This window comes from Acinetobacter sp. YH01007 (genome assembly GCF_013420425.1).
Classification (GTDB): domain Bacteria; phylum Pseudomonadota; class Gammaproteobacteria; order Pseudomonadales; family Moraxellaceae; genus Acinetobacter; species Acinetobacter towneri.
This window is the reverse complement of the sequence record NZ_VOYC01000024.1, coordinates 29770-44279: the sequence shown is the minus strand read 5'-3', so window position 1 is coordinate 44279 and position 14510 is coordinate 29770. Positions and strand designations below refer to the sequence as shown.

At 40.9% G+C, this 14510-nt stretch carries 10 protein-coding genes; 2 read left to right on the top strand and 8 right to left on the bottom strand.

Translation table 11 applies throughout. The features are described from left to right. Positions 1-1166: 1166 nt before the first annotated feature. The gene (gene tyrS / locus FTT74_RS12250; RefSeq protein ID WP_167845626.1) at positions 1167-2399 is read right to left on the bottom strand and encodes a tyrosine--tRNA ligase; all 1233 of its coding nucleotides are present in this window, start codon (positions 2397-2399) and stop codon (positions 1167-1169) included. A gap of 63 nt (positions 2400-2462) precedes the next feature. On the opposite strand from tyrS, the gene FTT74_RS12245 reads away from it, so the two are divergent. Further along, positions 2463-3590, top strand: coding sequence for an anhydro-N-acetylmuramic acid kinase (locus FTT74_RS12245; protein ID WP_004969740.1), 1128 nt, complete (start codon positions 2463-2465; stop codon positions 3588-3590). Positions 3591-3721: 131 nt separating this feature from the next. Here the strand turns inward: FTT74_RS12245 and erpA are convergent, their stop codons facing one another. The 3 genes from erpA to FTT74_RS12230 all read right to left on the bottom strand — a co-directional run bounded on the left by erpA (position 3722) and on the right by FTT74_RS12230 (position 6396). Continuing rightward, positions 3722-4057 (bottom strand): iron-sulfur cluster insertion protein ErpA, encoded by a 336-nt coding sequence (erpA, locus tag FTT74_RS12240; RefSeq protein WP_004969742.1) that lies wholly within the window; start codon positions 4055-4057, stop codon positions 3722-3724. A 133-nt stretch (positions 4058-4190) separates the two neighbouring features. Next, a complete protein-coding gene (locus FTT74_RS12235) occupies positions 4191-5198 on the bottom strand; it encodes a putative solute-binding protein (RefSeq protein WP_104852777.1) in 1008 nt (335 codons plus the stop codon). Between the two features lie 181 nt (positions 5199-5379). Further along, positions 5380-6396, bottom strand: coding sequence for a putative solute-binding protein (locus FTT74_RS12230; protein ID WP_004969750.1), 1017 nt, complete (start codon positions 6394-6396; stop codon positions 5380-5382). 387 nt (positions 6397-6783) lie between these two features. On the opposite strand from FTT74_RS12230, the gene FTT74_RS12225 reads away from it, so the two are divergent. Next, the gene (locus FTT74_RS12225; protein WP_104852778.1) at positions 6784-8724 is read left to right on the top strand and encodes an ATP-binding cassette domain-containing protein; all 1941 of its coding nucleotides are present in this window, start codon (positions 6784-6786) and stop codon (positions 8722-8724) included. 457 nt (positions 8725-9181) lie between these two features. On the opposite strand, the gene FTT74_RS12220 is transcribed toward FTT74_RS12225, so the two are convergent. From FTT74_RS12220 to dnaN, 4 genes are all read right to left on the bottom strand, one after another. Next, positions 9182-9544: a hypothetical protein gene (locus tag FTT74_RS12220; RefSeq protein ID WP_004969754.1), complete on the bottom strand. Its 363-nt coding sequence runs from the start codon at positions 9542-9544 to the stop codon at positions 9182-9184. A gap of 161 nt (positions 9545-9705) precedes the next feature. Further along, a complete protein-coding gene (gene gyrB / locus FTT74_RS12215) occupies positions 9706-12174 on the bottom strand; it encodes a DNA topoisomerase (ATP-hydrolyzing) subunit B (RefSeq protein WP_154320151.1) in 2469 nt (822 codons plus the stop codon). Positions 12175-12218: 44 nt separating this feature from the next. Then, the gene (gene recF, locus FTT74_RS12210) at positions 12219-13301 is read right to left on the bottom strand and encodes a DNA replication/repair protein RecF (protein ID WP_154320150.1); all 1083 of its coding nucleotides are present in this window, start codon (positions 13299-13301) and stop codon (positions 12219-12221) included. A 37-nt stretch (positions 13302-13338) separates the two neighbouring features. Continuing rightward, positions 13339-14487, bottom strand: a complete 1149-nt coding sequence (gene dnaN / locus FTT74_RS12205; protein ID WP_004969759.1) for a DNA polymerase III subunit beta — start codon at positions 14485-14487, stop codon at positions 13339-13341. Positions 14488-14510: the final 23 nt, after the last annotated feature.

The following is a 14510-nucleotide window of genomic DNA, read 5'->3' as shown; positions in this document are numbered from 1 at the left end:
ATTTTCTGACTTAAATTTCGCTCAAATAAACTTCGAGTAATTTAAACCAATCAATCAATGAAATATGTTCGATCAATCAATCAGTAAAAATCCACACAAGTTGTTCTTCATAATCTCTTAATGATCTCAATTTCTGCCTCGTCAGCAGAAATTTTAACGCAAAACACTTCTAACAACTCAACCCTGTAAGCTAAGTTCGTAGGCTGTTTCGCGTCGGGATGGGTGCATTCTAGGGGATTTCAAAATCTTTGCAAGCCCCAAATTAGAATATTTTTCACGTATGTATTTTTTTTCTACAAAAATGCTTGGTTTTTTAATTTTTTAGCTATTTTTTCATCAAATTTAAATAAAAACTCTCCTCTACAATGCAGAGAAGACTTTTTTTATCCATACTTTTATGGGTTCAAATCGGTCAAGTTTTGAAGACTGCAATCAACGATTGCCAATGTATATGATTCGTTTCATCTTACGACATCTAAAAAATTTTACATCTCAGTTAAAAATGCTTTTGCATTATCCAAAATAATATTCCTACATACGGCGTACATCTAGCATTGATTTCATGTCAGCTTGGTGGTTTTGTCCGTTAATTCATAGTTGATGCTTAGCATTTGCATTACCGACTTCAAGTTGACAAACCTACTCTTCTATTCGGCAAGTTTAGATCGCGCCATCCACATGCACTACTTACAAGATGTTTTACCATATATAAGTAGCTTTGAAATTTGAATTAGGTCTTAAAGTTTTAAGAATATTTTTATAAAACAAAGAGAAGTAATCTTACATTTTACCTTTAGATATAAAATACAACAAAACTAGAGGCAAAAAAAAGAAAGAGATCTCTCCCAAAATCTCTCCCTCGGAGTTGAATCTATATGCGATCCATATATCGTTATTATAGTTATACGAAAAAAAAGAGTCCCCTGGGGAAGGGACTTGTAAATTGTGGAGCTATAGTTATAAGTACCCTCTAGATCTGTTTTGTACACTGTGTCTAGATGGGTAAATCTTATACATAACTGAGCAAAAATGCAAGCTGCTTGGAAAAATTTAAGTGTTGTTTTTATAAGGTTTTTTTTGAATTTACTTATTCATATAATTAATATACCAAACAGAAAATAAAAGCAGACCGAAGCCTGCTTTTATTTCAATCACTTAGAATGGATCTAGTCCGTAAATGTGACTTTGGCAATGGCTTTTTTACCCGCCTGAATAATATATGTTGCGTTTTCTTTGACCGAGAAACCTGCGTCGACCACATTCCAATCTACTTTTACTGCGCCACGTGCAACAGCATCTTTGGCTTGTGCGGCATTTTTGGTTAAACCTGCAGCACGTACAATAGAAGCAATAAATAATTCACCACCAAATTCAGCACGTGAAATCGTCACTTCTGGCGTACCTTCAGGTAATTCACCTTCGGTAATGATATTACCTGCACCTTTATGGGCATTGGCTGCAGCTTCGCTGCCGTGGAAACGCTCAACCAATTCGAGTGCCAAAATCTTTTTGATTTCTTGAGGATTACGACCTTCTGCCATTTCTTTGAGCAACACTTCAATTTCATCCATCGACTTGAAGCTGAGTAATTCAAAATAGCGCTCAATCAGACCATCAGGCATCGACAAGACTTTTTGATACATCGCACCCGGTGCATCAAATACGCCAATATAGTTGCCTAAAGATTTAGACATTTTATTCACGCCATCTAAACCTTCAAGAATTGGCACAGTAATACAAACTTGTGCTTCCTGATCATAACGACCTTGCAAGGTACGTCCCATCAACAAGTTAAAGGTCTGGTCTGTACCGCCCAATTCTACATCGGCTTGTAATGCCACCGAGTCATAACCTTGTACCAACGGATACAAAAATTCGTGAATCGCAATCGGTTGCTGGTTGTTATAACGCTTGGTGAAGTCATCACGTTCCAACATACGCGCTACGGTTTGCTGCGATGCCAACTGAATTAAGTCTGCTGCAGTTTTTGTTGCAAACCATTCAGAGTTAAACACCACTTTGGTTTTATTTGGATCAAGAATTTTAAAAACTTGTTCCTGATACGTTTTGGCATTTTCCAAGACTTTTTCACGTGACAACGGCGGACGTGTAGCACTTTTACCTGTTGGGTCACCAATCATGGCAGTGTAATCGCCAATCAAGAAAAATACTTCGTGACCTAAGTCTTGGAATACTTTTAATTTATTGATTAATACCGTATGCCCCAAGTGTAAATCAGGTGCAGTCGGGTCAAACCCCGCCTTAATTTTTAAAGGACGATTCTCTTTTAATTTCTTTAGAAGGTCTTCTTCAGAAATAATTTCATGCGTGCCTCGTTGAATGAGAGCAAGTTGTTCTTCAGCCGGCAGGAAATTTGACATCACGAAATCCAAATACATCAGTTATTCAATTTGTGCGATATACTAACACTTTTTCAGCATATTGCAGGCTATAGAATAACCATGACAGCGATCTATATTGGGGTAATGACGGGCACAAGTATGGATGGTGTCGATCTTGTTGCTGCTTCTTTTGATCCACTGCAACTCCACGCGACCCTGACTTTGCCGTTTGATCCCGATTTACGTGACGAACTCATGGCACTGACTTTGCCAGGTGACAATGAAATTGACCGCATGGGCAAAGCAGATGTGGCTTTAGCCACCATGATTGGACATGGTATTAACAGCCTGATTGAAAAAAATAAACTGGATAAATCTCAAATTAAAGCGATTGGTTCGCATGGCCAGACCATTCGTCATCGTCCTGAACATGCTTTTACTTTACAAATTGGTGATCCGAACATCATCACCGAAATCACCCAAATTCCTGTAATTTCAGATTTTCGTCGTCGTGACATGGCTGCAGGCGGACAAGGCGCACCGTTAGTGCCCGCTTTCCATCAAAACTTATTCCAACATCCGAGTATTCATCGGGTAATTTTAAATTTAGGCGGCATTGCCAATGTCAGTTTGTTGCCTGCAGGACAGCCCGAAGCAGTATCGGGTTTTGATACAGGGCCTGCCAATATTTTAATGGATGCTTGGTGTGAGCGTTACACAGGACAACCTTATGATGAAAATGGCAATTGGGCTGCGTATGGACATCCGATTCGCAGCTTGTTAGATCGTTTACAAGCCCATGCTTTTTTCTCTAAAGAACCACCCAAAAGTACAGGGCGCGAAGACTTTAACTTGGAATGGCTAGATGAACAGGTTGCCGATTGGCGCAATGATGTGGAATATGACGAGCTGGAAGATAATCCTGAAAATATTCAAGCGACTTTATTAAAGCTCACCACCCGCGCGATTAAAAAAGCCATTTATCGTTCAGGCATGGATACAGGTGAAGTCTATGTCTGTGGCGGTGGTGCCTATAATTCTTATTTGCTAGAGCAATTGCGCTGGCGTTTGCGCAAACATCAATGGACTGTACAAAGTACAGCCGATTTAGGGCTAAACCCAACATGGGTCGAAGCCACCGCCTTTGCTTGGTTGGCAATGCGTTTTTGTCAGCAATTAAGTGGCAATTTACCTGCGGTCACAGGGGCTAAAGGTGATCGCATTTTAGGTACCATGACTTTGGTTTAAGGATGCACTTTTAAACCAGATCAGTAGCAACAAAAAAGCCTTTCCTCTTCTATATAGGAAAGGCTTTGATCATTTTGAGTGCATCAATCTACTTTTTCAGATGCTGATACTCAAAAATATTTAAATCATACTTAGATTGAGAATGAAGAACCACAACCACAAGTCGTGGTTGCATTCGGGTTTTGTACCACAAAACGCGAACCTTCCAAGCCTTCAATATAGTCCACTACCGAGCCAACTAAATATTGATAGCTGAGTGAATCGACCAGCATTTTTACATCGCCATTCACAAATTCTGCATCATCTTCATTTTGGCTTTCCGCAAAGTTAAAGCCATAAGAAAATCCTGAACAACCGCCACCTGTCACATATACACGTAGCATTAAGTCTTGATTACCTTCACTGTCACGCAATTGGCGAACTTTTTTAGCAGCGTTGTCGGTGAGCTCAAGTGCTTGGGCATTCATGATGGATTTTCCTCAGGTACAATTCAGATGTCTTTTCTGCAAAAAGACCACTTATCAAGTATAGCATACTCAATATTGGGACGGTGATGCAGAATTAAAGTGAATTCTGAGTAATTACCTCAAGATTCTCCAATTATTTGTAATTTTCGTCCTGCAATCCACATTCAAAATTGGTTGGCGCTTCTTTACAGCGGAATTGCCACAATAATTTCATCATGCGTTTGTCATAAACACCACGTTTAGTTAAATCAATCCGCGATTCACGCATCATTTTTTGATAACCCGGTTGATCTGCTGCAGGCACTTGCATCCAATATTTTGCAGGAATATCGGCTTTCATTTTGCCTAAAATACCAAAGGCACGTGGTAACTGCCCTTTCACCCATTCACGTGATTTTTGCCCAAAACCTGCAGGGAATTTATCTGGGCGGATAATAATATTGCCCGTGACCTGTAAAATTGGATAATTCACAATCGCGCCTTTAGTGCCTAAGCCTTTATGTAGTTCCAAAGGACGGAATACTGCAGCAGGCGCACCAATAATATCGACCTGACCATTGTTAAATTTACTGCCAAAATTGGTGACATCGGCACTGACTGCTTGCGCACCAATTTGCTGTACCATAATTTTTTGCGCTTGGTCATAATCTAAAACAGCAATTTTTTTCCCCGCGGCTTTGGCGACACTATTAATACTGCGGTCATTCACCATCAAAAAGGCATCGCCCACAGGAATGACACCTGCAACTTCATACTGACCATTGCGCATATATTTGGCGAAAGCAGGACTTGCCAAACCTTGCATGACTTTGACTGCCAGTTTTAAATCTGGAATCGCGCCAATTGCATCCAATGAGCCTGTAAAATGGTTAAATTGACGACCACGCATGCCCGTCACACTAATACCATCACATTTTCCTGCTTTAAAATCTTCTGCAATCACGCCTTCGTTTTGACCTACGCGTAACTCAATCTCTGCACCCCAGTTTTTGGCCGCCAATTGATAGTCTTGCATTAAGTTATAGACATCACCGTTTTTACCGACCAAATCGAATACACAGACCACTTGTTTGGCCTGCGCTGCACTAGCGACTAAAGATAAGCCTGCGCCAAATAATAAAGCTTGCGTCCATTGTTTCATTTCTAGTTCCTTCCATTTTTTGTTTTTCTGCGCACAGTTGATCCAAACCTTCAATTTAGTATCACTGTTCTTTTATCAAGCTCAGATTAGCGAATTTTGATTTTTTGGCTGATATGGCTCAATTGACGAATCTTTCATTATAAAAAACCTAGAGATCTAGGCTTTTTTATTAAAAATCAATCTATTCACCACCTAGTGAACATTCAAAATTGGTTTTTTCGACAGAACAACGAGCGCGTTTTAACACACTCATCATGGCAGGGTCATAAATGCCGCGTTTGGTCATATCCATACGTCCATCACGCAGCATTTTTTGATATTTGGTTTTATCTTCTGCGCTCAAGTTCATTTTATATTTGGCTGGAATCTCACCTTCCAAACGATTAATCATACTCATCGCTTTAGGCAGATTTTTTACAAACCAATCTCGTGATTTTTGCCCAAAGCCCGCAGGGAATTGTTCAGGACGAATCACAAAGTCTGCGGTCACTTGTAATACAGGGAAATTAAACATTGCCCCGTTATTGCCTAAACCTTTGTAGATTTCTAAAGGTTTGTACGCATAGGCAGGCGCACCGACCATATCGACCTGACCATTGTTAAACTTCGCCACAAAGTTAGATACATCAGAAATGACGGCTTGCGCGCCTACACGCTGCACCATAATTTTTTGTGCATCGTCATAGCCCAATACCGCAAACTTTTTCCCTGCTGCTTTTTCAATCGAGCTGATGTTCTTGTCGCGCACAAAAATAAAGGCCGAACCTAAAGGTGAAATACCCGCAACTTCATATTTCTTGCCACCTAAATTGGTAACCATTTTCGCTGCATTACGTTGATCTAAAGCAAAGCTGATGGCACGTTGTGCAATCGCATTACTTGGCGCACCACCTAAAGCATCAATCGAGCCTGCAAATTTATTGTATTGGCGAGCACGCATGGCGGTCATAAATACCCCATCACATTTGCCTGCTTTAAAATCATTGTCTGCGACAGCTTCATCCTGACGTGGAATTAAATTGACTTCTGCACCCCAGCCTTTTGCTGCTAGCGCCCACTCTTGTGCCATCTGAAAAGATTCACCTGACTTACCCAGTAAGTCAAAGACACATACATCTACTTTTGCTGCTTGCGCCTGAGCACTGAAACCGATCGCTGCGAATGCTGTCAATGTTGCGCTGACCCATATTTTTTTCATTGTTTCGATCCTTCTACAGATTTTTTTATTTTTGAGTGTCCGTACACGAAACAAATATTAAGCAAGTTCAAATTAAAAAAATAGAGCATTTACTCGAATTTCATCTGTCAATTCTGCCAAAACCTTATACTGCCTTATTTAAGCGATCATTTTTATTTCATAATTCACTTATATTTTATAGATTTAGATCAAAATAAAGATCATTTCCAACATGCACGTATTTTGTGTTTGTTTACAAAGTCATAAAAAAAGCCTGTTGTTAGATCATAATTTTTAAACATCACAAGAGAGATTTTTCGCAAATCACAAATAAAACTGGGCTTATTTTTGTTTTCTGGTGGGCTTCCATTAGAATATGCCCAACTTTTGTTGTGACCAGTAAACACCATGATTCAACTTGACCAAGTTTCTTTACGCCGCGGTGGACGTGTTTTATTTCAAAAAGCGTCTATGCAAATCCATCCAGGCTGGAAAGTCGGTCTTACAGGTGTCAATGGTGCAGGAAAATCCAGTTTATTTGCTGCGCTTTTAGGTAGTTTAACCCCAGACGAAGGTACGTTGAGCCGTCCGCAAGGCTGGACTGTGGCGCACATGGCACAGGAAGTTAAAGCATTGGATTTGCCTGCGATTGATTTTGTGCTGTCGGGTGATGAAGAATACTGGAACATTCAACAACAACTGCAACATCCTGAACAATTAAATAATGACCAACTTGCACATTTGCATGGTCGTTTTGATGAAATTCATGGTTATACCGCACCCGCCAAAGCCGCACAACTGATGGCAGGTTTAGGTTTTATGGAACATCAAAACAGCTTGGCGGTCAGTAGTTTTTCTGGTGGATGGCGCATGCGTTTAAATTTGGCGCGTACCTTAATGAGTCGCTCCGAATTATTATTACTGGACGAACCAACCAACCACTTAGACTTAGATGCAATTTTATGGTTAGAAGACTGGCTTAAAGCCTATGCGGGAACTTTGGTGCTGATTTCCCATGACCGTGATTTTTTAGATGCCATTACCGATCATATTTTACATATTGAAAATAGTGAACTGACTTTATATACAGGCAATTATTCAACCTTTGAAACCACACGCAGTGAACGCTTGGCACAACATCAACAAGCGTATGAAAAACAATTAGAAACCCGTGCACATTTACAAAAATATATTGATCGTTTTAAAGCCAAAGCCACCAAAGCACGGCAGGCACAAAGCCGTATCAAGCAATTGGAACGCATGCAATTGCTTGCCCCTGCGCATGTAGATACACCATTTACCTTTAGTTTCCGTGAACCGACCAAAATGAGCTCACCCTTACTGACCTTGGAACAAGTCAGCATTGGTTATGCAGACAAAGTGATTGCCAGCAAAATTAACCTACAAATTACCCCGACCAGTCGTATTGGTTTATTGGGGATGAACGGCGCAGGTAAATCGACCTTAATTAAATCCTTAGTGGGTGAATTGGCGTTATTGGCAGGTACTCGCAAAGCCTCAGAATTACTCAATATTGGCTATTTTGCACAGCATCAAATGGATGCTTTGGATGATAGCGCCAGCCCGATGCTACAACTGGCACGCATTGCCGATAAAAAAATCAGCGAAGCCACTTTACGCGCCTTTTTAGGCAGTTTTGGTTTTAGTGGCGAACGTATGGACACGCCTTGTGAAAGTTTTTCAGGAGGTGAACGTGCACGTTTGGCTTTGGCTTTAATTGTCTGGCAACGTCCTAACGTACTGATTCTGGACGAACCGACCAACCATTTAGACTTAGATATGCGACATGCCTTAACCATGGCATTACAGGATTATGAAGGTGCAGTGGTATTGGTGTCACACGAACGTCAATTAATTGCCAGTGTCTGCGATGACTTACTCTTGGTTCATGCAGGACAATGCACAGAATTTGAAGGCGATTTACAAGATTATGCCCAATGGTTACGCCAAGCTCGTGCAGACATGCTTAAGCAAGGTACATCCAACACAGCTCCATCCAATCCAAGTCCAGTGGTTGAGAACAAGACTAACCTAGTCAAAGTAGATAAAGAAGCTCAACGCAAACTGGCAGCACAACGCCGTGAACAAACTCGCCCTATTCGTAAAAATATTGAAAAATACGAAGCGCAAATTGAAAAAATTCAACCGCGTCTGACTGAAATTGAAACCGAACTGGCAGATCCTGCCCTTTACGATGCCAACCGTAAAGATGATTTGCTCAAACTCATGAATGAGCAAAATGATCTGAAAACAAAATTGGCACAGGCAGAAGAACAAATGCTTGAATTGATGATGGAATTGGAAGAACTCGAAAGTAGCTTTGAATAGCCATACCGATGAGATTTTAACGCTATGCTAAATAGGGTTAAATCTCATCATATTTCGTAGAATATGCATTGTGTATGTTCCATACTTATAAGACACATTCGTAATAGTTTTAATCTTTAGTTTATCTTCACAATAACCACGCAAAGAAATTTAAGTCACTCTCTGCGTTTGTTTATTTTTACTTATCAATCTTGCACCACAGCATAGTTGTATGACACCCCCCACCCTGAATAAAAGTAAGACAACGATAGCTACCAAGCAAGAAGTTTTGAATTTAAAACTCAGTGTGATTTTTAAATTCAAAATCTACAATTTAAATTTAAAAGCAAAAACTTAGTTATCCACAACTCAAACTAACTGTTATTTTAAATTCAAAACTCTAATTAAAGCCAAATCAATCCATTCTTTCATGGTTATTTTGAGTCATTGAATCTCAGTGATTCACAGAAAATCGCTGCTACTCGGCAGTAATTTTTGCTTTGCTAATACATAATTCTTGTATTTTCCAGCCCTGAATATAGCGCCAGATTTCTTGAATATACCCTTGATCATCCGCCAAACCAATTTGAATCCGACAGTTAACCTGCTCACGATCAAACTCATATTCTTCTAATTCAACATTCGGTTTGATCGGTTTCCAGACACCATTATTCACTGCATGCTGAATGTTGGCATAACGTGTTTCACGATTTTCCACACGTGATTCTGCCGTATAAACGACTTTAAAATCTTCATCTTCATAGTGTGCTAACAGCTCCACATTGCCAGTAAAAAAAGCATTCACCCATGCATCACGTGCTTGTTCTAATTGATTATCCATCTTAATGATTCTCCTATATTTTTGGCTTAATGTAGCTCAGCATGACAGAACAATAAGTCAGTTTTATAAAAGTTATTTGGATGAATCACGACAACAACAAAAGCCAAACATAAAAAAGCACTCCGTAGAGTGCTTATGGTTATGCGGATGATTTGGACGAATTAAGCGTCAATATCTGCATTTAAGGCATTTTCTTCAATAAAGGCACGACGTGGTTCTACATCATCGCCCATTAAGCAAGAGAACATGCGGTCTGCTTCAATGGCATCATCAATGGTGACTTGCAACATATTGCGGTTTTCTGGGTCCATCGTGGTTTCCCAAAGTTGTTCCGCATTCATCTCACCCAAACCTTTATAGCGCTGAATCATCATGCCGCGACGCGAGTCCTGCAAAATGTGTTGCCACACTTGATGGAAATTGTTGACCGTAATTTTACGTTCGCCTTTTTCCAAATACGCACCTTCTTCAAGCAGCGTAAACCAGCTTTTTGAATTTTTCAGCAAACGTGCATATTCAGCTGAACCCAGCAAACCTGTATCTAGTAAATAAGTATGGGGCAAGTTGTGCACATATACCGTGATTCGTGGCCAATACGTTGCAGATTTTTGACCATCCGCATCTTCTTTTTCAAACTGTTCGATGCTTAATTCAGGACGCAAACCTGGCTGTAATCGTTCAATGCTTTGACGTAATTGCTCGCCCCATTGTTGTACATACGCCTGATCTGCTGCTTGATCAATTTTAAAGGCATCTAATTCTAATAAACCATCCAACAGACTTGCAGGATAACGCAGCGTTAAACGGCTCAAACTCTTTTGTGAAGTTTGATAATCCGCAATGACTTTGGCTAAAGCCTCACCACGAATTGCAGGTGCATCAGCACTCACATGCAGCTCCAATTCATCAATCGCATTAGAAATTAAATAGGTTTCTAAAGCATCGTTATCTTTGATGTATTGTTCCTGCTTGCCTTTTTTCAGCTTATACAATGGTGGCTGTGCGATATAAATATGACCACGCTCAACCAATTCTGGCATTTGACGGAAGAAGAAGGTCAATAGCAAGGTACGAATGTGTGAACCATCTACGTCGGCATCGGTCATGATGATGATTTTGTGATAACGCAGTTTGTCTGGGTTATATTCTTCACGACCAATACCACAGCCCAAAGCGGTAATTAAAGTACCTACTTCTGCCGATGAAATCATCTTGTCAAAACGGGCACGTTCCACGTTCAGGATTTTACCTTTCAGTGGCAAAATTGCCTGCATTTTACGGTTACGACCTTGTTTAGCCGAACCACCTGCAGAGTCACCCTCGACTAGATATAATTCAGATAATGCAGGGTCTTTTTCCTGACAGTCAGCCAATTTACCAGGCAAACCTGCAATATCCAAAGCACTCTTGCGGCGCGTCATTTCACGGGCTTTACGCGCCGCATCACGGGCACGCGCTGCATCAATAATTTTACCCGCAATGGATTTTGCCGCTTGTGGATTTTCCAATAAATATTCAGAGAAAGATTTATTCATGGCCTGCTCAACAGCAGGTTTCACTTCACTCGATACCAATTTTTCTTTGGTCTGTGATGAGAATTTTGGATCTGGCACTTTGACCGACACAATCGCGGTTAAACCTTCACGTGCATCATCACCCGACACCACGACTTTTTCTTTTTTCAGGATATTTTCGCTTTCCATGTAGTTGTTTAACCCACGGGTTAGCGCAGCACGGAAGCCTGCCAAGTGCGTTCCACCGTCTTTTTGTGGAATGTTATTGGTAAAGCAACGTACGTTTTCCTGATAGGAATCATTCCACTGCAAAGCAACTTCTACGGTAATTCCGTTTTCAGCCTGTGTCGTGAAATGGAAAATTTCATTCAGATGGGTTTTGCCTGCATTAATATATTTCACAAATTCAGACAAACCACCTTCATAGTCAAAAATATGTTCTAAATTGACACGTTCATCACGCAATACAATACGCACGCCCGCGTTTAAGAAAGACAATTCACGCAATCGGCGTGCCAAAATATCCACATTAAAAATGGTTTGGCTAAAGGTTTCAGCACTTGGCCAAAAACGCACAGTCGTACCTGATTGCTCAGTGTCGCCCACTACTTTTAAAGGATATTGTGGATCACCATGGCGGTATTCCTGTTGGTGAATTTGACCCGCGCGTTTAATCGTTAATTCAAGTTTACTCGATAAAGCATTGACCACCGACACACCAACGCCGTGCAAACCGCCCGACACTTTATAACTGTTGTCATCAAACTTACCACCTGCGTGCAGAATGGTCAGAATGACCTCTGCTGCAGAGACACCTTCTTCAGGGTGAATATCGGTTGGGATACCACGACCATTGTCAGATACGCTGACAGATTCATCTTCATGGATAGTCACCAAAATTTCATCACAATGACCCGCCAAAGCTTCATCAATAGCGTTATCGACTACCTCGAACACCATGTGATGCAAACCTGTACCATCATCTGTATCACCGATATACATGCCTGGGCGTTTACGAACAGCATCTAGGCCACGCAATACTTTGATACTAGAGGAATCATAAGCCTTTTCATTGGTTTGTTCTGTAGTAGAGACAGATTGATCTTCTGAACTCATGGTTTCTCCCTAGTGAAAAATAGGTCTATCCAAAGATAAAAAAATTATTGCTCAACAGCCTGCACCGTTCCGTGATCGACCTGAAATAAGCGATAAGGAATCGACAACGCTTGTAAGTGTTGTTGCACGGATTGATGATCTAAAGTGGTAATAAAAACTTGACTACCCAATTGGCTTAATCGTTCAATTAAACGTTGTTGTGCGCTTAAATCTAATTCTGCTGTCAGATCATCTAATAATACCACAGTTTCCTTATTAGACGCATGCAGCATTGCAATCTGTGACAGTTTTAATGCCATAATCAATAGCTTTTTCTGCCCACGTGACAGCACCACATCGGCATCACCCATTGGGGTTTTTAAGCGTAAATCGGCGCGGTGTGGCCCATATTCGGTATAGCGACGTTCCACATCTTTTTGATGATAATTGCACAGATCATTCAACAAGCCTGTTTCGGTATGAAAGCCTGCGCTGTATTCCAGACTAATGTGTAAATCAGGCAATAAATACTGTAAATCTTGTGCAAAAAATTGCTGCCATTGTTCCACCGTTCCCAAACGCTGCTGATGCAAAATCTCACCATAATCACTGAGCATTTTGTTCCACGGTTCCAAGTCCGACAGACTTAAATGTCGCTGTGATTTAAGCAAACTATTACGTTGTTTTAAGGCACGTGAATAATATTGCCAAGCGTGATAAAACTCTGGTTCCACGTGGAACATCAACCAGTCCAACAGTTGCCGTCGTGGTTTTGCACCATGGTCAATAATATCGGTACTGAGTGGATCAATATGTTGTAAAGGCAGAATTTTAGCCAATTGCCCTTGGGTCGCAACAGGGTCGCCATTGACCTTAATCAACTGCTCACCCGATGCCATTTTTTGCATGCCAATTTTTTCAGTCAATGACTGAGCAAATACAATCGCATCTTGGCTACTGTTCTGAATGTAATTTTTAGGAATATGGGTGCGAAAAGAACGCCCTGTCGCCAATAAATGAATCGCTTCTAAAATCGAGGTTTTACCCGAACCATTTTGCCCATAAAAGACGTTAAACGGCTGCAACTCATGAAGTGCAACCGCTTTTAAGTTCCGAACACGCTCGATATGTAAACGCGTAATATGCATGATTCAGCTAGATTTAATCTTGAAATAAACCGCTCACTTAAACACGCATTGGCATCACAACATAGGTTTGATCTTGATGTGCTGGATCTTGTACCAATACCGATTGATTGGCTTCGGTCATGGTCATCGATACATCATCGCCATCCAATGCCCCTAATACGTCCAATAAATACTGTGCGTTAAATGACATTTCTAACGGCGAATCGGCATATTGAATCGCTAAATCTTCAATTGCTTCATCTTGTTCTGGGTTATTGGCACGTAATTGCAAGGTGTCCGCACTAAAATTCAGGAATACGCCACGCAATTTTTCATTACTTAAAATCGCCACACGCTGTAAAGATTGTTTAAATACATCATGCGCGATCAGCACGTTTTTATCACCACCACGTGGAATCACACGGCGATAATCTGGGAACTTACCATCAATTAATTTAGTGGTAAAACGCACGGTAATTTCTGCTTGTTCTTTGTCACGGCTTGGGGTGCGAATGGTCACATTCAGCAATTCACGCCCAATTAAAAGTGCCAGTTGTTCATCTTCAATGCTCAGCAAACGCTGCAATTCAGCCACAGCTTTACGCGGCACAATGGCTTGAATTAATTGAGTAGCTGTCGAAGATGCCGCTGTTTCACACAAGGCCAAACGGTGACCATCTGTGGTCACAGCACGTAATTGGTTTTCATCAATTTCTAACAAAGTACCCGTTAAATAAAAGCGTACATCCTGCACTGCCATCGCAAACGCAGTTTTTTCAAACAAACGCTTCAGCTCACGCTCAGTAACCGTCACTTGCGTACCTTGAGCATTTTCTGTAGCCAATAATGGATAATCTTCCGCAGGCAAAGTACCTAATACAAAGCGGCTATTGCCCGATTTTAAAATACAGCGCTGATCTTCAGTGATTTGCAAATCAATCAAAGCTGCGCTTGGTAAAGATTTACAAATATCCATCAGTTTACGTGCAGGCACTGTAGTTTCCCCTGCCTGTAAACATGCCCCTTCAGTCAGATTCGTACTGGCAACCAATTCCACTTCCAAGTCCGAACCAGTAATGGTTAAGGCTTGCTCAGTCACCTGAACTTTGACATTGGATAAAATATTTAAGGTATGGCGACGTTCAACCGCTCCTACGACATGTGACAGAACATTCAGTAAGCTTTCTTTCGCGATTTTTAAACGCACGGTACATTCCTCTAACAACTGAA

Excerpts from the sequence above, each read along its gene's own strand:
- FTT74_RS12245 (WP_004969740.1), top strand. The coding sequence starts at position 2,463 with ATGACAGCGATCTATATTGGGGTAATGACGGGCACAAGTATGGATGGT.
- tyrS (WP_167845626.1), bottom strand. The coding sequence starts at position 2,399 with ATGTATTTGGATTTCGTGATGTCAAATTTCCTGCCGGCTGAAGAACAA.
- FTT74_RS12225 (WP_104852778.1), top strand. The coding sequence starts at position 6,784 with ATGATTCAACTTGACCAAGTTTCTTTACGCCGCGGTGGACGTGTTTTA.
- FTT74_RS12235 (WP_104852777.1), bottom strand. The coding sequence starts at position 5,198 with ATGAAACAATGGACGCAAGCTTTATTATTTGGCGCAGGCTTATCTTTA.
- FTT74_RS12230 (WP_004969750.1), bottom strand. The coding sequence starts at position 6,396 with ATGAAAAAAATATGGGTCAGCGCAACATTGACAGCATTCGCAGCGATC.
- FTT74_RS12220 (WP_004969754.1), bottom strand. The coding sequence starts at position 9,544 with ATGGATAATCAATTAGAACAAGCACGTGATGCATGGGTGAATGCTTTT.
- recF (WP_154320150.1), bottom strand. The coding sequence starts at position 13,301 with ATGCATATTACGCGTTTACATATCGAGCGTGTTCGGAACTTAAAAGCG.
- erpA (WP_004969742.1), bottom strand. The coding sequence starts at position 4,057 with ATGAATGCCCAAGCACTTGAGCTCACCGACAACGCTGCTAAAAAAGTT.
- gyrB (WP_154320151.1), bottom strand. The coding sequence starts at position 12,174 with ATGAGTTCAGAAGATCAATCTGTCTCTACTACAGAACAAACCAATGAA.